This is a genomic window from Kribbella soli (genome assembly GCF_004331345.1).
GTDB lineage: Bacteria > Actinomycetota > Actinomycetes > Propionibacteriales > Kribbellaceae > Kribbella > Kribbella soli.
On sequence record NZ_SJJZ01000001.1, the window covers coordinates 922,090 to 937,980 of the forward strand.

Sequence of the window (15,891 nt, forward strand, 5' to 3'; positions counted from 1 at the left end):
TCGTACAGACTGCTCTCATGTATGCACCGGCTCCGCTGCGGCGGCAACTGAGTCGGTCCGGGCTGTTACTGCTCGGACCGGCGTTCGTCGCTGCCGTCGCGTACGTCGACCCGGGCAACTTCGCCACCAACATCGCCGCCGGCGCGACGTACGGCTATCTGCTGTGCTGGGTGGTCGTCGGCGCCAACCTGATGGCCGTCCTGGTGCAGTATTTGGCCGCCAAGGCGAGCATCGCGACCGGTCGGACGCTGCCGCAGCTGTGCCGTGACCACTTCCGCCGGTCGACGTCGACCGGGCTGTGGGCGCAGGCCGAGGTGGTCGCGATCGCGACCGACCTGGCCGAGGTCGTCGGCGGCGCGATCGCGCTGAACCTGCTGTTCGGGATTCCGCTGCTGGTCGGCGGCGTGATCACCGGCGTGGTCTCGTTCGGGCTGCTCATCTATCAGTCGAAGCGTGGCCAGCGGCCGTTCGAGGCCGCCATCATCGGCCTGCTCGCTGTCGTACTGGTCGGCTTCGTCGTGTCGACGGTCAAGTCGGACCCGTCCGCGAGCGGCGTGGTCGGCGGACTGGTGCCGCGGCTCGACGGCACCGATTCACTGGTGCTGGCGGCCGGAATGCTCGGCGCGACGGTGATGCCGCATGCGATCTGGCTGCACGGCGCACTGGTCACCGACCGGCACTGGAAGACGATCCGTTCCGAGAGCGGCAAGTCGCGCGTACTGCGTGCCACCCGGGTGGACGTGGCGGTGGCGATGGCGCTGGCCGGAGCGGTCAACCTGGCGATGGTCGTGGTGGCCGCGGCCGCGCTGAAGGGCAGCGGTGCTGACTCGCTCGACGCCGCCCACGTCGCGATCGGCGACCGGCTCGGCCAGCTCCCGGCCCTGCTGTTCGCACTCGCCCTCCTGGCCAGCGGATTCGCGTCCTCCTCGGTCGGGACGTACGCCGGTTCGGTCATCCTGGACGGCTTCTGGAAGCGGCACGTCCCGCTCCCGGTCCGGCGGCTGATCACCCTGATCCCCGCCCTGCTGATCCTTGCGATCGGCATCGACCCGAGCCGCGCACTGGTGGTTTCGCAGGTGGTGCTGAGCTTCGGCATCCCGTGTGCGCTGTGGCCTTTGGTGAGATTGACCGCTTCCCGGCGCGTCATGGGTGACCTGGTCAACCGGAAGGCGACTACTCTCGCCGCATGCCTGGTAGCCACCGCCGTCACGGCCCTCAACGTCGTACTGATCGTGCTGACTCTGCGGGGATGACGTGACCCGGGTGTTCGCCGTGAGCGACATCCACGGCCACCTGGAGAAACTGACTGCCGCACTGCACGCCGCCGGCCTCACCGATGCCGACGGCAACTGGACCGGCACGGGTGCGGACGGCGAGGACACCCGGCTGTGGTTCCTCGGCGACTTTTTCGACCGCGGCCCGGACGGCATCGGCGTACTGCGGTACGTCCGCGGCCTGATCGACCAGGCGCCGGAGGGCGCGATCCGGATGCTGCTCGGCAACCACGAGATCCTCGCGCTCGGGATGTACAAGTTCGGCGAGACGTTCGTCCCGCACGACGGGATCACGCTGCGCAGCTTCGAGCGTTCCTGGGCCCTGAACGGCGGCCAGGACCGCGACCAGGAGCTGCTCACCGACGACGACGTCGCCTGGCTGCTCGACCAGCCGCTGCTCGGACTGGACGCCGACCAGCTGCTGATGCACTCCGACACCGCCGAGTACGTCGAGTGGGGCGACACGATCGACCAGATCAACTCCACGGCCGGGGCCGAGCTGCACTCCGACGACATCGAGGTCTGGTGGGAGATCTGGCGCCGGACGACGTCGCGGTACGCGTTCCGCGGGCCGACCGGTCCGGAGGTGGCCCGGATCCTCCTCCAGCACCTCGGCGGACGCCGGATCGTGCACGGCCACAGCATCGTCGCCGATCAGCTCGGCATCGACCCGCAGTTCCTCACCGGTCCGTACCTGTACGCGGACGGTCTCGCCCTGGGCATCGACGGCGGCGCCTTCGACGGCGGCCCGTGCCTAGTTGTCGAGCTCACCGCGAAGTGACTCGACGACCGCATCCACACAGGACCGGAACGTTCGCTGTCCGCCGCCGTCGATCCACCGGCTGAAGGCGTTCTGGAGCACGGCCGAGCCGACCTGCGCCATCAGCGCGGCGTTCTCGGCCGGCAGCCCGCGTTCCTCCAGCCCGTCGCGGAGCGCGGCGGTGACGGACGCGAGCTTGGTCCGCTCGCGCTCCTGCAGTTCGGGACTCGCGGCGATCACGGCCCGGCGTACCTCGGTGTCCTCTGCCACTTCCGCGAGGTAGCCGCGTGATCCGCGCCCGCGTCGCCGCCGACGGCCGCCGTTGCAAGGGCGCCCACTCCCCGCCCGGCCGCGCGTGTACGTCGTCCTCGGCCGAGGAGCCCTGTCGACTCCATCCGCAGCTTCTGAGAGGGCCTGATCATGGCTCTGTTCATCGCTGCCGGCGCGGCCCTGCTCATGCCCGCCGCCCTCCTCGCCCACAACCTCCGCTGCCCGGCCCATCACCTCGGCCCTGGGGCCGCCCGCGCCGAGATCGTCGCGGACCTTCACGCTCGCGTCGCACTCCATCGGCACGCCTTCAGGGAGCACGTCAAGGTTCGTCCATTCTGAAGTTCTTTCGGCGAGTTGCGAACGGCGAACGGATGCGGCATGCTTTCAAGGTCACACTCTCCGGCTGAAAGGAACCTCCGCCATGACCGAGGCTGAGACGGAAGTCAAGCCCGAGCGGGGGACCGCCGGGCACTACATGCACTTCCTGAACTGGGCCGAGTTGAGGGGGGAGCTTAAGGCCAGCACCGTTCAGAATTGGCGCAACGCCTCGACCAAAGTGCTTGAGATCGAGGATGACTGGCACGCCCTGAACGTGGCGGAGTTCGACCTTGACGCCCACCTCTCCCGGTTCGCCCTTCTGAAGCGTACGTCGTACACCAGCGGCTCGATGGACGCCTACAAGAGCCGCACTCGCGTAGGCATCGAGTCGTACAGGCGTTGGCTGAACGACGAGCCCAACTGGAAGCCCAAGAGCGCAATCAACTCCAGGTCGTCACGAACCGGAGTCAAGAAGTCTGCCGGCACCACCCCCGCGCCGACGCCGGACGGCATCGCCGAACTGAAGCGCGAACCGGCTGGGTTCGTCCCGCGTCACGCCGCGCTCATTGAGTATCAGGTGGCGCTTCGACAGGGCGTACGGGCGCTCCTGACGCTGCCCGAGATCCTCTCCGAGAAGGACGCGCAGCGCCTGGTCAGGTTCATTCAGGGCCTGGCAGTCGATACCGAGGACGAGGCACTGGCGGAGTAGATCGCCAGGGGCTCCGGGAAGAAGGGCACGACGTGAATATCGCTGCCGCCGCGATGGTCATCCTCGGCGTCGTGCTGGTGATCTCCCTCGTCTTCGTCGGCTTCAAGTGGGTGAAGCCGGAGAGCCTGAGACTCAGCGTGAAGTGGAACTCCCTAGAGTTCGAGTTACGACGCGAGCAGCCTCCCGAGGCGCCGAAGGCCCTCGAGCACGACCCGCATCCCTGATACGACCGTCGATCGACGGCGACCTAGCCACTCGTCGCCCGCCCATACATCGCCGCCGACTTGGACGCCCGGGCCGGCGGTTTTGTGTCTATGGGCTTCAGGAGGTTCGGCGCGAACCGCTCTTCGAGGAGTGGTTCCGTCTCGGGTCCGGCACGTACACCGCTCAGGCTTGCCGGTCACCCGACGACGTCCGCCTCCACTCGAGCACGAGGCCCGGCCACGGGCCGCACTCGCACGCCGTACCCAACACCCACACATGCCGCCGACGGTTGCCCGGCCCGGGATCGCGGGGGTATCTGCGATCCCGGGCCATGCGCTCCAGAATCCAAAATAGAACAGGTGTTCGATCAGCGCAATTCCATGCCCTCGGCCTCCAGCGCGGCGGCGAAATCGTCCGGAAGCTGATCGACCACGCGCCGCCCGTCCGGCCTCCACATGAAGACCGTCCGAGCCGTGCGCACGCGGCCCGCGTGGCTGTCCTGCCTCACCCAATACCCGAAGAGCGTCAAGACCGGGCGCCTGCTCTCGGAGCTCCACTGAGCGCTCGCGGAGGCCGCGGGTGGAACTATTTATCGGCCGTGAGCGTGCCGCCGACGGCCCAGCTGTCCGGGGGCGTCTCCTGGATCCAGACCTGGACGCTCTCGGCCGGGACGCCGAGGCTGTCGACGAACGCGTCGGTGACCTTCTGGACCAGTTCGCGCTTGAGTTCCGGGGTCCGCGGGCCCTGCAGGACGGTGACGATGGGCATCGGATTTCCTTTCGTTGTTGGGTTCTGAGCCCATTCCAGTCCTCCCGGCCGCCGGGAACGAGACGCAGATCCGATGTCCTCCCATCACTCGAACTGATCGGACGCCTTCCGGCACGCCTCGAGCAGTACGGCGAGGTCGCCGCCGACTGTCGTCCCGGCCGGGACGACGAGGCTCGTGGTCAGCGCGAGCGGCGGGTCTGGCCGCCGGAACACCACTCGTCCTTCGCGGAGCAGGCGAGCGTGTGACTCGTAGATGACCGTCCAGCTCGGGCTGCCGGCACCGATCGCGGCGTGCGTGTCCTGCAGGCTGCTGGAGCGCGGGCCGAGCACCGGCTCGAACCCCTCGGCGGCGCAGGCCGACATCACCAGGTCGACGAGTGGTGGGTTCGTACGGCGTTGGGTGATCCTGAGCGGCAGCTCGCGGAGGTCCTTCAGTGGGATCTCGTGGTCCGGCGCGGCGGACCTGGGGAGGGCGATCAGGAGTGCGTCTTCCCAGACCGGGACGAACTCCAGGCCGGCCGCCTCGTCGAGTCCTCGGACGAAGGCCGCGTCCAGCTGGCCACTGCGGACGCGGTCCAGGCGGGCGCGGGTCGAGGTGCTGATCAGCTCGACTTGGAGCCCTTCGGAGGAGAGCTCCACGACAACGGTCTCAAGCCGTTCGCCCAGTCCGGTGCTGGTTCCCAGGCGGAGGCTGCGACCGGGGTTGCCGGTGGCCGCGGATCGGGCGGCTTCGACGGACGCGAGTACGGCGCGGGCGGCGGGGAGGAAGCGTTGGCCCGCTTCGGTGAGGCGGATGGCGCGGGCCGAGCGGTCGAAGAGGAGGACGTCCAGCTCGCGCTCCAGGCGGGCGATCTGCTGGCTCACGCCCGGCTGGCCGATGCCGAGCTGCTCGGCGGCGCGACCGAAGTTGAGTACCTCGGCGACGGTGACGAAGTACTGGATCTGCCGTAACTCCATCTGATGATCATCGCGGATCCGGGAATGGGGCGGGCTCGTGCGGGGTTGTCAGCGGTCATGGCGGACAAGACTGTGAAGATTCCTGGACCGGACCACCCGATCACCGTGGAGAAGAACCCGGACCGTGTGGTCGTGACGGTCGGCGACCGGGTCATCGCGGACACCCGGGACGCGCTGTCGCTGCAGGAGGCGAGCTACCCGGCGGTGCAGTACATCCCGCGCGAGGACGTCGACCTCACGCAGCTCGAGCGCACCGAGCACCAGACCTACTGCCCGTACAAGGGCGACGCGTCGTACTACAGCGTCCTCCCCGCCGGGGCGGACGGCGAGAACGCGGTCTGGACGTACGAGCAGCCGTACGACGCGGTCGCCGACATCCGCGACCACGTCGCCTTCTACCCCGGCAAGGTGTCGATCGAGATCATCGCCTGAATCTCCGGGCCGAGCAGCTCCGGCGGTACGACGTGATGCTGGTCGGGTAGTTCTCTGAGTGTCGCGTTCGGCAGGATCGAGACGATGCGGTGCGCGGCGTCGAGCATGAACGGCGCGGTCGCGGTCCCGGCGATGACGAGGGTCGGCGCTTTGATCGCTCGGAGCGTTTCGACCGGGGTGGTGCCCTCGTATCCCATGACGTCGAAGTCGTAGGCGAGCGTCGGCGCCCGCTCAGCGAGGCCTGGGGTAGCGGCATATTGCAACGCCTCGGACTTGGGCAGGCCTGTCATCAGCAGGAACAGCTCGACCGCCTCCCGGTTCTGGCCGTCCCGGATCAGTTCGAGCACGCGCTCGCCGTCGTCGGACGGGTCGACGTCGTCCGGCCCGTACGGCGGTTCGTGCAGCACGACGTTCGTGAACGGCAGACCGATGCTCGCCGCGATCGCCGCCAGTCCCGCACCGGACGAGTGCCCGTAGACAGCCGCCGTACCACCGACGGCGGTCAGCAGCGCGGTGATGTCGTCCACCTCGCGCAGGACGTCGTACGGCGTGTTGTCACCGGAGTCACCGCGGCCGCGGCGGTCGTACGTCACTACGTCGAAGTGACTCGCCAGCTCGTCGGCCAGCGGCCGGAGCGAGTGCCGATCGCACAGTGCTCCCCCGACCAGGATCAGCGGGTGTCCGCTGCCCAGGCGGTCGTAGGCGATCGTCGTACCGTCCGCAGACGTCACTTTCTCCATCTGTTGCTCCTCCGTCGTCGTTGCTGACGTACGGGACGTCGGAGCCGTTCGGGACACTTCGACATATCTGGTGGCGTCTGGACTTTCTGGGTGGTTCACTGCTTCGCGATGATCACCAGAGTCGATGACTACCTGCACAGGGTCCCGTTGTCCGGTTCGGTCGCCGAACAGGTCGGACCGTTCACTTTGTTCCGCAGTACGACGGTTTGGCCGTACTACGCGCGCCCGGTGCCCGGCTCCGGGGTGACGATCGAGCCGGCGGACATTGAGCTGGTGCGCGCGCGGTGCGCCGAGCTGGACATCCCGCTGAGCTTCGAGTGGGTCGTGGAGACCTGTCCCTCGTTAGGCGACGCTGCGGCCGCAGCGGGCCTCAGCGTGGTCCAGCACCCGTTGCTGGTGCTTGAGCGCGCGGACTTCCGCCCTGCCAAGGCTGATGCCCGCTGCGAGATCCTCTCCGCTGACGAAGAGGAGGTCCGGCAGGCGCGTGCGGTCGCCGGGCTCGCGTTCAGTGAGCCAGGCACTGGTGTCGGCACGGCTGGACCGGCCGAGAGGGATTCAGCGGCTGCTGAGATGTCGACTGACATGGTCTTGGCGCTGCAGAGCAGGGCGCTCCGCGGCGTAGCAGTAACTGCCGGTGCGTTCACCGACGACGGCATGGTGGCCAGCGGGACGCACCAGCCGGTCGACTCCATCACGGAGATCGTCGGCGTCGGCACGCTGCCTTCCATGCGTCGCCGCGGCCTTGCAGCCGCCGTGACCTCGGCGCTGGTCGAGCACGCGCTGGACAACGGCGTGGACCTGGTGCTGCTGTCCGCCGAGTCGGACGCGGTCGCAGCGGTCTACGAGCGCGTCGGCTTCCACCGGATCGGACACGCCGGAGCAGCTGAGTGACCGGGAGTCCTAGTACCCGCCTCGTCGTACTGCGCGGGAACTCGGGCTCCGGCAAGTCGACAACGGCCCGGACGCTGCGTGAACGTCTCGGCCGCGGTACGGCGTGGGTCGAGCAGGACTACCTCCGCAGGATCCTGCTCCGCGAGTACGACCTCCCGGGCGGCGTGAACATCGGACTGATCGAAACGAACGTTCGCTACGCCCTCGACCACGGGTACGACGTGGTGCTCGAGGGCATCATGGACGCCGGCCGGTACGGCGACATGCTGCGGCGGCTCACGTCCGACCACCGCGGGACGACGCTGCACTACTACTTCGACATCCCGTTCGCGGAGACCGTCGTACGGCACGGCACCCGGGACATGCCCGGCGTGGGGCCGGACATGATGCAGGACTGGTACCGGGAGCACGACGTACTCGACGGAATCAAGCAGACCGTGATCGGCCCGGACAGTGCACTGGACGAGACCATCGCCCAGATCCTGACCGACCTCGGGGCGGATCCCGTACCGTTGTAGGGATGAGCACGACCGAGCCGACCCGCCCCCGTACCCTCGCTGAGGCGTTGCGGGGCTGGGGCGACGCCGCGCTCGGTGAACTGCTCCGGCGACGACCTGACCTGGCGCTGCCGATTCCGGCCGACACCGGGCAGTTGGCTGCGCGGGTGACGAGCAACGCGTCGGCGGCACGGGCGATCAACCGGCTGGACGAGTTCGGTGTGGACCTCTTGGAGTCGCTGTCCGCGCTGCCGGAGCCGGTGGACGTGAAGTTGCTGTCGCTGGGTGTCGGCCAGCCGGAGGAGGTGGTCCGGCCGCGGGTGAGTGAGCTGCTGGATCTCGCCCTGGTCTGGGGTACCGAGGACGACCTGCGGCCGATCCGTGCGGTGCACGAGTTGCTGGGACCGACACCGGCTGGGCTCGGTCCGATCACCACGCGACATTTCGGTGATCTGGACCAGCTGATCGACGACGCCGGCCCGGACGCGCGCGCCGTACTCGACAAACTCACCTGGGGTCCGCCGACCGGTTCTGTGGAGAAGGCCGACCGGCCGGTGACGATCGCGTCGGCCCGGACGCCGGTGGAGCGGTTGCTGGCGCGCGGTCTCGTCGTACCCAAGGATGCGAACACAGTCGTGCTGCCGCGCCAGATCGGGCTGCACCTGCGGGGCGGGCGGGTCCTGGCGTCGACGCGTCCGGTGCCGCCGCCGCTGGACGGTAAGAAGGTGTCGGCTGCTATTGCTGACCGAGCTGCGGCTGGTGCTGCGCTCGACTTGGTGCGGTTGGTTGACCGGGCTCTGGAGCAGCTGGGGACCGAGCCGCCGCCGGTGCTGCGCACAGGTGGCGTTGGCGTCCGTGAGGTGCGCAGTCTGGCCGGAAAGATCGGTGCGGAAGAGCAGACCGCTGCTGCAGTGCTGGAGATGGCGTACGCCGCTGGTCTCGTTGCTGCCGTGGAAGTGGGAAACAGTGAGCTGTGGCTGCCGACCAGTGCCTACGACGACTGGCTGGAGCTGGACCTGGCGCATCGATGGGCTCAGCTCGTCATGGCGTGGTTCTCAGGCCTCAGGGCGATCGGACTGATCGGGCGGCGGGACAGCACGGGCAGTACTGCGGCTGCGCGGGAGCGGCTGATCAACGCGTTGGCACCGGACCTGGAGCGGTTGCTGGCACCGGAGATCCGAGTGCTGGCGTTGCAGGCGCTGGCTGAGGCTGGTGCGGGTAATGCGCCGGCTCCGGAGACTGTGGTGATGTGGGTGGCTTGGCATCGTCCACGCCGCGGCGGGCAGTTCCGGGACGACCTGGTCCAGTGGAGCGTGTCAGAGGCCGCACTGCTCGGGCTGACCGGGTTGGGCGCGTTGGCGGCACATGCGAAGCCGTTGCTGGGACCAGAGCCGACTGCTGACGAGCTGGCCGAAGCGATCAGTTCGCTGATGCCACAGCCGGTGTCTGAGGTGCTGCTGCAGGCAGACCTCACCGCGGTGGCTCCTGGCCCGTTGGTGCGGACCGTGCAGGACGAGCTGTCGGCCATGGCGGACGTGGAGTCGGACGGTGGCGCTGGCGTCTACCGGTTCAGTGAGAGCTCGGTGCGTCGTGCTTTCGACCTCGGGCGTACCGCGGAGCAGCTGCACGCGTGGTTGGCGGAGCATTCGCGTACGCCGGTGCCTCAGCCGCTGGCGTACCTGGTCGACGACGTTGCCCGACGGCACGGCGTACTGCGGCTGGGGACTGCGTCGACGTACCTGCGGTGTGATGACGAGAACGTGCTGACCCAGCTGCTCAACTCGAACCTGCCCGGTGTGCGGTTCCGTCGGTTGGCTCCGACCGTGGTGGTGTCGCCTTCACCGCCGGACATGGTGCTCAGCCGGTTGCGGGACGCTGGGTTGGCTCCGCTGGCCGAGACGTTCGACGGTGCGTTGCACGTGACCGGTGCGCCGCGGCGTGGCGAGGCGCCGCGTCGACGGACCAGCCGGGACTTCAACGAGAGCGCGTTCGATCTGACCGACGACCAGGTGAAGGCGGTCATCGAAAAGGTCCGCGCCGGCGACCGGATCGCCGCCGAACGCCCCGATGACGACGGCCTGGTCGAACCCGCCGCCCCCGCCGAAACCATCGCCGTCCTCACCAACGCCGCCGAGGCCCACACCCGCACCTGGATCGCGTACGTCGACCACAACGGCCACTCCTCGGAACGCATCGTAGAACCCGTCCGAGTAGCCGACGGCTGGCTCACCGCCTACGACGACACCACCGAAACCCCCCGCACCTACGCCCTCCACCGAATCTCCACAGCCCGCCCCGTCGAGTGATGGAGGCCGCCAGGTCCTAGCCCGTTTGCGGGGACGAGGCACAATGGAGGGTCGGGGCGAGGATAGGAGTTGCGGGTGTCGGACGGTCCTTTGATCGTGCAGTCGGACAAGACCTTGTTGCTGGAGACGGCGCATGCGGAGGCCAGCGAGTGCCGGAAGGCCATCGCTCCGTTCGCCGAGTTGGAGCGGGCGCCGGAGCATGTGCACACCTACCGGCTGACACCGCTGGGCCTGTGGAACGCGCGGGCCGCGGGGCATGACGCCGAGCAGGTGATCGACGTACTGCTGCGCTACAGCCGGTACCCGGTCCCCCACTCGTTGCTGGTCGACATCGCGGAGACGCTGGACCGGTACGGGCGGCTGCGGCTGGAGAAGCACCCGCAGCACGGTCTGGTGCTGGTGACGACCGACCGGCCGGTGCTGGAAGAGGTAATGCGCAGCAACAAGGTGAAGCCCATGCTGGGCGCCCGGCTCGACGACGACACCGTCCTGGTGCACCCGTCGGAGCGCGGTCACCTCAAGCAGACCCTGCTAAAGATCGGCTGGCCCGCTGAGGACCTGGCCGGGTACGTCGACGGCGAGGCACACCAGATCGACCTGGTGACCGACGGCTGGGAGCTGCGCCCGTACCAGGAGCAGGCGACCGACTCGTTCTGGCACGGCGGCTCAGGTGTCGTCGTACTCCCCTGTGGCGCCGGCAAGACGATCGTCGGCGCGGCCGCGATGGCGCAGGCGTCCGCGACCACGCTGATCCTGGTCACCAACACCGTGTCCGCGCGGCAGTGGAAGGACGAGCTGCTGAAGCGCACCAGCCTCACCGAGGAGGAGATCGGCGAGTACTCCGGTGCGCGCAAGGAGATCCGGCCGGTGACGATCGCGACGTACCAGGTGATGACGACGCGCCGGAAGGGTGTCTACACGCACCTGGAGCTGTTCGACGCGCGCGACTGGGGCCTGATCGTGTACGACGAGGTGCACCTGCTGCCCGCGCCGATCTTCCGGATGACCGCCGACCTGCAGACCCGGCGCCGGCTCGGACTGACCGCGACGCTGGTCCGCGAGGACGGCCGCGAGGGCGACGTGTTCTCCCTGATCGGCCCCAAGCGGTACGACGCACCGTGGAAGGACATCGAGTCGCAGGGCTGGATCGCGCCGGCGGACTGCATCGAGGTGCGCGTGGATCTCGAGCAGACCGAGCGGTTCGTGTACGCGACCGCCGAGCCCGAGGACCGCTACCGCCTGGCCGCCTCCACCCCGGCGAAGTCGAAGCTGGTACGACGGATCGCCGAGCACCACGCCGACGAGCCGCTGCTCGTCATCGGTCAGTACATCGACCAGCTGGACGAGCTGGGTGAACGCCTGGAGTGCCCGGTGATCAAGGGCGAGACCACGGTGAAGGAACGGCAACGTCTGTTCCAGGCGTTCCGCACCGGTGAGATCAAGCGGCTGGTGGTCAGCAAGGTCGCCAACTTCTCCATCGATCTCCCAGAGGCGTCGGTCGCCATCCAGGTCTCCGGCACCTTCGGCTCCCGCCAGGAAGAAGCCCAACGCCTCGGCCGAGTCCTCCGCCCCAAAGGCGACGGCCGCACCGCCCGCTTCTACTCCATAGTCGCAAGAGACACGATCGACGCAGAATTCGCCGCCCACCGCCAACGCTTCCTAGCCGAACAGGGCTACGCCTACACAATCGTGGACGCGGAGAACCTGTTTGCGTGATGTGCAAGGTCGACAGGAGATGTCGGAGTCAACAGTTCGTCGCCACGCTCAGCGCCTGCGGTTTCAGGCGGGGTTCGAGGGACATCTCCTGTCGAGGTTGTACGCAGTCAGCCCGCAAGACGCCGAGCCAACGCGGCCCGGACGGTCGCGACAACCCAGGCCGGGTCTCCGACGACCTGCTCGTAGGTGAACCGGAGCACGAGCCACCCTGCCGCCACCAACTCGTCGTACCGGTGGCAGTCAGCGGCAAAGTCCCGCCGAGATCCGTGGAACTCGAAGCCCTCCGCCTCGATGGCCAACCGGGCCTTTCTGTGCCCGAGATCAACCCTGGCCCGAAACGGCCCATGAGTCACCAGGACCTGCGGTTCGAAGCCGTTGATGCCCGCACTGATCAGAAGTGCCCGGAGCATTGACTCGAGGAAGCTGTCCGAGAGGCGAGTCGCAGCTGCGGCTGTCTTGCGCGCGTTCGGACAGCCGTAGCCACCCATCGCGGCAGTAGCGGCAAGGAGCTCGTCCTGGCCGAGCCTGCCGGTGGCGAGGGCTGCGTCCGCCACCGCCAATGCCTCGTTGAACGGGAGGATGCGGGAGCAGTCGACGACGGTCCGCAGCAGTGAGGTCAGCCGGTTCCGGCGCTCACCGGAGCTGGTTTCAGCCCAATGCAGGACGGCGGGTGGTCCCGGACGCGGGCGGCGTTTGGGCGGGACGATGATGTGGGGCTTCGGCGGTGTCAGCAGCAACGGAAGCCCCAGCGACTTCGCGGCACTCACGTGCGAGAGGACTCCGTCATACGCAAGCACGGCCGCCTCGTCGACTGGAAGGCCAGGCAGCGCATAGATCCCCAGCGCGATCCGCTGCACCTCGCCCCGCTCCAGCGCAGCCTCGACGGCGCGGCGGGAGGTCGCCCCGACCAGCTCGGCCCGGGTCGCCCAGCCGCCGTGGCGCGCGAGGACCTCACCGACCGGTTCCATCCGAGGATGGTGCCTCAGATGGGTCGACCGGTGATTTGGCTTATCCACAGGGGCAAGCTCGACAGGACATGTCCCGGCCCGAGGGGGCAATACACGCTCAGCTGGCTAGCAGATGCTCTTCAGTGGACGTATACGTCCTGTCGAGCTTGCACGCGCTATTCGCCGAGGCGGGTGTGGATGCCGTTGAAGTGGCGTTTCATGGAGTGGGCGTAGGTGTCGGGGTTGGCTGACTCGAGGGCGTTCAGGAGGTCTCGGTGCCAGGCGGCGGCGTCGGCGGGGGTGTAGCGGGCGCCTGGGAGGCGGGCGTCCACCTGGGCGAAGGTTCGCCAGAAGACCGAGAGTAGGTCTATGACCAGGGCGTTGCCCAACGGTTCGTAGAGGGCTTGGTGGAAGGCCCAGTCCTCGTCGGGGAAGTAGTTGCCTTCGGCGGCCTTGGCTTCCATGCGTTCGACGATCGGTTCGAGGGCGTCGTACCCGTGCTGCTTGAAGTGGCCGACCACGTCGTCGGCCAGGCCGACCTCGATGGCCTGGCGGACCTCCAGGACGTTCTGGACGTCGCGGAGGTCGCCGGCCATCGACTGGGACATGCGGAACGCGAGGCCGTCCTCCAGGGACTGCAGGTTCACCTCGCCGACGTACGTGCCGTACCCGTGCCGGATCTCGATGATGCCGACCGCCTGCAGCGCCTTCATCGCCTCGCGCAGCGGGTGCCGGCCGACGCCCAGCTGCGCCATCAGGTCCTGCTCGTTGGGCAGCGGGTCACCCGCCTTCAGGCCGCGTTCCAGGATGTACGACTTCATCGCGTCCCGGATAAAAGACTGATTCCCTGCCGCACCACGTGCCCGGCTGAGCCCACCCGTTGTCACTGCCGGCCTCCCTTTGGCTAGGGGGTGTCTGATGGTTCCACGCCGTAGCGAGCAGGTGCTCAGTGCGGTAGCTCGGCGTGCGGGGGCGAAGGTCTCGATGCGGAGCATCGTGGCCTTTGCACCCGTGCGGCGAGGTGCCGTGCTGAGTACCGCGCAGTAGGCGTGGAACCATCAGACACCCCCTTGGACCGCTCAGTGTAATCCGGCGCGGTCCAGCAACGGCCGGACCGCGGCGATCTCCGTGTCGTTCAACGGGATGGAGGGGTACGCCGTGACCGGGCAGTCGATCACGCCCAACAGGTAGAGCCCGGCTTTGAACGCACCGAGCGCAGCCGAACTGGCCCCCATCCGCGACCGGTCCGCCACGTTGATGATGTCGAACAGCCGGAACAACCGGTCCTGCTCAGCCCGCGCCGCAGCCGAGTCACCGGCCACCGCAGCCTTGAACAACCGCGCATACCCGGCCGGATCCACGTTCCCCAGACCAGGTACGACGCCGTCCACGCCGAACGCCAGCGCCGAGTCGACCGTCACCTCGGAGCCCGTCATGATCACGAAGTCGTCGAGCGCCTTCTCCCGACGGGAGAGCACCAGCTCTCGCAGCGACGTCTCCTGCCCGGACGAGTCCTTCACACCGGCAATCACACCCTGCTCACCAAGAGACAGAACCAGAGCAGCCGGGAGCTTGGTGCCCGCCCGCGGCGGGATGTCGTACGCGTAGAGGGGCGTGTCGCCCGCAAGCGACGCCAGCCGCACAAAGTGGCGCTCGATCTCAGCAGGGTGAGTGGCGGCGTAGAACGGAGCCGTGGCGACGATGCCGTCCACACCAGCCTTCAACGCGGCAGAAACATGCGCAGCGACCCGATTGGTCGACGTGTCGATAACACCGGCCAGCACCGGCACCTGTCCGGCCACCTCCGCGACGGTCGTCTCCAGCACGACCTGCCGCTGCTCGTCGGTCAGAAACGTGCCCTCGCCGGAGGTGCCGAGCACGAACACCCCGTCCACACCCCCTGTCAACTGGTACTGGATCAGCCGGGCCAGCGATGCGGTGTCGACGTCGTACGACGGGGTGAGCGGGGTGACCAGCGGAGGTACGACGCCGGTCAGATGGGCGGATGCGGTCAAGGGGTCTCCCAACCTCAAAGGGCGAATGTGGCGAAGCGCAAGGTCGCGAACGAGGACGTCTCACCGGCCTCGTAGAAGATCCCGATCGAGCCGTCGGGCAGCAGCACCAGGTCGGAGTACCCGGCCATGCCCTCGTGCACGACCAGAGCCGGCTTCCAGGACGCACCGGAATCCGCGCTGACGAAAACGGTCAGTTCCCGGCGCGATGTGGGATTCACCGGCGTGGACAACAGCAACCGCCCGTCCGGCAGGCAGAGCACGCTGCCCTGGATACCGGGTGCGGTGATCTCGGGAATGCCGGCGTACGGCGCATCGAGGGTCTGACCGCCGTCGGACGACCAGGCGTGCACGCGGGCCGGTCCGGTGCCCTGGTGGTTGCGGGCGTTGAAGTACAGCCGTCCGTCCGGCAGCTCGGCGACGGCGGTCTCGTTCGCGTTGATCTCCGCGCCGTCGTTGCGGTCCACGAAGCCGAGCGACCAGGAAGCACCGCCGTCGTCGCTGTAGATGCAGTGCCCGCCGTTCAGCCGGATCAGGTCGTCCACCGGCTCGGACGGCACGAAAGAGTGATTGGCCGGTACGACGAGACGCCCGGAGCGCAGCGTGATGCCGTGGCACGGACCGGTCGCGTACCAGCCCCAGTCACCCGGCTTCACCTGCGCGGTGATCTCGCGAGTCGCACTCCAGGTCGCACCGTCGTCAGCGGACCGCTGCACGAACACACGACGGCCGGACTCAGGATCGGTGCCCCGTGCAAGCGACATCTCGACCGCATCGGCGCCGTTCTCCACCGTCACCAGCACGATGTCACCGCTCGTGGGGTCGACCAACGGAACCGGGTTTCCACAGGTCTTGCCCGGCGCCGCAGACACCACCTGCAGCGGCAGCCAGGTCCGGCCGCCGTCGAGCGAACGACGCAGTACGACCTCGATCTCCCCTGCGTCACCGGCCCCGTGCAGCCGGCCCTCGCAGAAGGCGAGCACCAGCGAACCCCGCGCCAGGACGGACGGGATACGGAACGTGTGGTACCCGCTACCGGCAGGGTCGAAGACGATTTCCGTCGCGCCGACTCTTGAAGACATAGGACGTA

19 protein-coding genes are annotated in these 15,891 nt (G+C 68.2%); 10 read left to right on the forward strand and 9 right to left on the reverse strand.

Translation table 11 applies throughout. The features are described from left to right. Nucleotides 1-17 precede the first annotated feature (17 nt). Together E0H45_RS04635 and E0H45_RS04640 are read left to right on the forward strand one after the other, a co-directional pair. Entirely contained in the window at nucleotides 18-1,253 is a 1,236-nt protein-coding gene (locus tag E0H45_RS04635) for an Nramp family divalent metal transporter (RefSeq protein ID WP_131335014.1), read from the forward strand. A 19-nt stretch (nucleotides 1,254-1,272) separates the two neighbouring features. Beyond that, nucleotides 1,273-2,055: a metallophosphoesterase gene (locus E0H45_RS04640; protein WP_238154798.1), complete on the forward strand. Its 783-nt coding sequence runs from the start codon at nucleotides 1,273-1,275 to the stop codon at nucleotides 2,053-2,055. Here E0H45_RS04640 and E0H45_RS04645 read toward each other — a convergent pair. Continuing rightward, nucleotides 2,029-2,304 (reverse strand): hypothetical protein, encoded by a 276-nt coding sequence (locus E0H45_RS04645; RefSeq protein ID WP_131335016.1) that lies wholly within the window; start codon nucleotides 2,302-2,304, stop codon nucleotides 2,029-2,031. The two genes, E0H45_RS04640 and E0H45_RS04645, sit on opposite strands and share 27 nt — an antisense overlap. 150 nt (nucleotides 2,305-2,454) lie before the next feature. Here E0H45_RS04645 and E0H45_RS04650 point away from each other — a divergent pair, with 150 nt between their 5' ends. The 3 genes from E0H45_RS04650 (at nucleotide 2,455) to E0H45_RS04660 (ending at nucleotide 3,555) form a co-directional block, all read left to right on the forward strand. Continuing rightward, nucleotides 2,455-2,643: a hypothetical protein gene (locus E0H45_RS04650; RefSeq protein WP_131335017.1), complete on the forward strand. Its 189-nt coding sequence runs from the start codon at nucleotides 2,455-2,457 to the stop codon at nucleotides 2,641-2,643. Between the two features lie 82 nt (nucleotides 2,644-2,725). Further along, nucleotides 2,726-3,331, forward strand: coding sequence for a hypothetical protein (locus E0H45_RS04655; protein WP_131335018.1), 606 nt, complete (start codon nucleotides 2,726-2,728; stop codon nucleotides 3,329-3,331). A gap of 32 nt (nucleotides 3,332-3,363) precedes the next feature. Then, complete coding sequence (locus tag E0H45_RS04660) at nucleotides 3,364-3,555, forward strand: hypothetical protein (RefSeq protein WP_131335019.1); 192 nt, start codon at nucleotides 3,364-3,366, stop codon at nucleotides 3,553-3,555. Between the two features lie 347 nt (nucleotides 3,556-3,902). On the opposite strand, the gene E0H45_RS42350 is transcribed toward E0H45_RS04660, so the two are convergent. The 3 genes from E0H45_RS42350 to E0H45_RS04670 all read right to left on the reverse strand — a co-directional run bounded on the left by E0H45_RS42350 (nucleotide 3,903) and on the right by E0H45_RS04670 (nucleotide 5,260). Next, a complete protein-coding gene (locus tag E0H45_RS42350; protein ID WP_165546357.1) occupies nucleotides 3,903-4,064 on the reverse strand; it encodes a hypothetical protein in 162 nt (53 codons plus the stop codon). Between the two features lie 56 nt (nucleotides 4,065-4,120). Beyond that, nucleotides 4,121-4,303: a 4-oxalocrotonate tautomerase DmpI gene (gene dmpI / locus E0H45_RS04665; protein ID WP_131335020.1), complete on the reverse strand. Its 183-nt coding sequence runs from the start codon at nucleotides 4,301-4,303 to the stop codon at nucleotides 4,121-4,123. Nucleotides 4,304-4,387: 84 nt separating this feature from the next. Further along, nucleotides 4,388-5,260 carry a LysR family transcriptional regulator gene (locus tag E0H45_RS04670; protein ID WP_131335021.1) on the reverse strand — a complete coding sequence of 291 codons (873 nt, stop codon included), beginning with the start codon at nucleotides 5,258-5,260 and terminating at the stop codon, nucleotides 4,388-4,390. A gap of 57 nt (nucleotides 5,261-5,317) precedes the next feature. On the opposite strand from E0H45_RS04670, the gene E0H45_RS04675 reads away from it, so the two are divergent. Further along, a complete protein-coding gene (locus E0H45_RS04675) occupies nucleotides 5,318-5,692 on the forward strand; it encodes a DUF427 domain-containing protein (protein ID WP_131335022.1) in 375 nt (124 codons plus the stop codon). On the opposite strand, the gene E0H45_RS04680 is transcribed toward E0H45_RS04675, so the two are convergent. Next, the gene (locus E0H45_RS04680) at nucleotides 5,656-6,432 is read right to left on the reverse strand and encodes an alpha/beta fold hydrolase (RefSeq protein ID WP_131335023.1); all 777 of its coding nucleotides are present in this window, start codon (nucleotides 6,430-6,432) and stop codon (nucleotides 5,656-5,658) included. The two genes, E0H45_RS04675 and E0H45_RS04680, sit on opposite strands and share 37 nt — an antisense overlap. Before the next feature lie 108 nt (nucleotides 6,433-6,540). On the opposite strand from E0H45_RS04680, the gene E0H45_RS04685 reads away from it, so the two are divergent. From E0H45_RS04685 to E0H45_RS04700, 4 genes are all read left to right on the forward strand, one after another. Beyond that, entirely contained in the window at nucleotides 6,541-7,323 is a 783-nt protein-coding gene (locus tag E0H45_RS04685; protein ID WP_131335024.1) for a GNAT family N-acetyltransferase, read from the forward strand. Next, a complete protein-coding gene (locus E0H45_RS04690; RefSeq protein ID WP_131335025.1) occupies nucleotides 7,320-7,841 on the forward strand; it encodes a kinase in 522 nt (173 codons plus the stop codon). The genes E0H45_RS04685 and E0H45_RS04690 overlap by 4 nt, the downstream gene beginning before the upstream one ends. Before the next feature lie 2 nt (nucleotides 7,842-7,843). After that, entirely contained in the window at nucleotides 7,844-10,126 is a 2,283-nt protein-coding gene (locus E0H45_RS04695; RefSeq protein ID WP_131335026.1) for a helicase-associated domain-containing protein, read from the forward strand. 75 nt (nucleotides 10,127-10,201) lie between these two features. Beyond that, the gene (locus E0H45_RS04700; RefSeq protein ID WP_131335027.1) at nucleotides 10,202-11,842 is read left to right on the forward strand and encodes a DNA repair helicase XPB; all 1,641 of its coding nucleotides are present in this window, start codon (nucleotides 10,202-10,204) and stop codon (nucleotides 11,840-11,842) included. Nucleotides 11,843-11,949: 107 nt separating this feature from the next. Here E0H45_RS04700 and E0H45_RS04705 read toward each other — a convergent pair whose 3' ends face one another. From E0H45_RS04705 to E0H45_RS04720, 4 genes are all read right to left on the reverse strand, one after another. After that, nucleotides 11,950-12,810: a DUF559 domain-containing protein gene (locus E0H45_RS04705; protein WP_131335028.1), complete on the reverse strand. Its 861-nt coding sequence runs from the start codon at nucleotides 12,808-12,810 to the stop codon at nucleotides 11,950-11,952. A gap of 155 nt (nucleotides 12,811-12,965) precedes the next feature. Beyond that, nucleotides 12,966-13,676 carry a FadR/GntR family transcriptional regulator gene (locus E0H45_RS04710; protein ID WP_272948938.1) on the reverse strand — a complete coding sequence of 237 codons (711 nt, stop codon included), beginning with the start codon at nucleotides 13,674-13,676 and terminating at the stop codon, nucleotides 12,966-12,968. A gap of 192 nt (nucleotides 13,677-13,868) precedes the next feature. Continuing rightward, entirely contained in the window at nucleotides 13,869-14,804 is a 936-nt protein-coding gene (locus tag E0H45_RS04715; protein WP_131335030.1) for a dihydrodipicolinate synthase family protein, read from the reverse strand. A gap of 14 nt (nucleotides 14,805-14,818) precedes the next feature. Beyond that, nucleotides 14,819-15,883 (reverse strand): sialidase family protein, encoded by a 1,065-nt coding sequence (locus E0H45_RS04720; protein WP_131335031.1) that lies wholly within the window; start codon nucleotides 15,881-15,883, stop codon nucleotides 14,819-14,821. Between the last annotated feature and the right edge of the window lie 8 nt (nucleotides 15,884-15,891).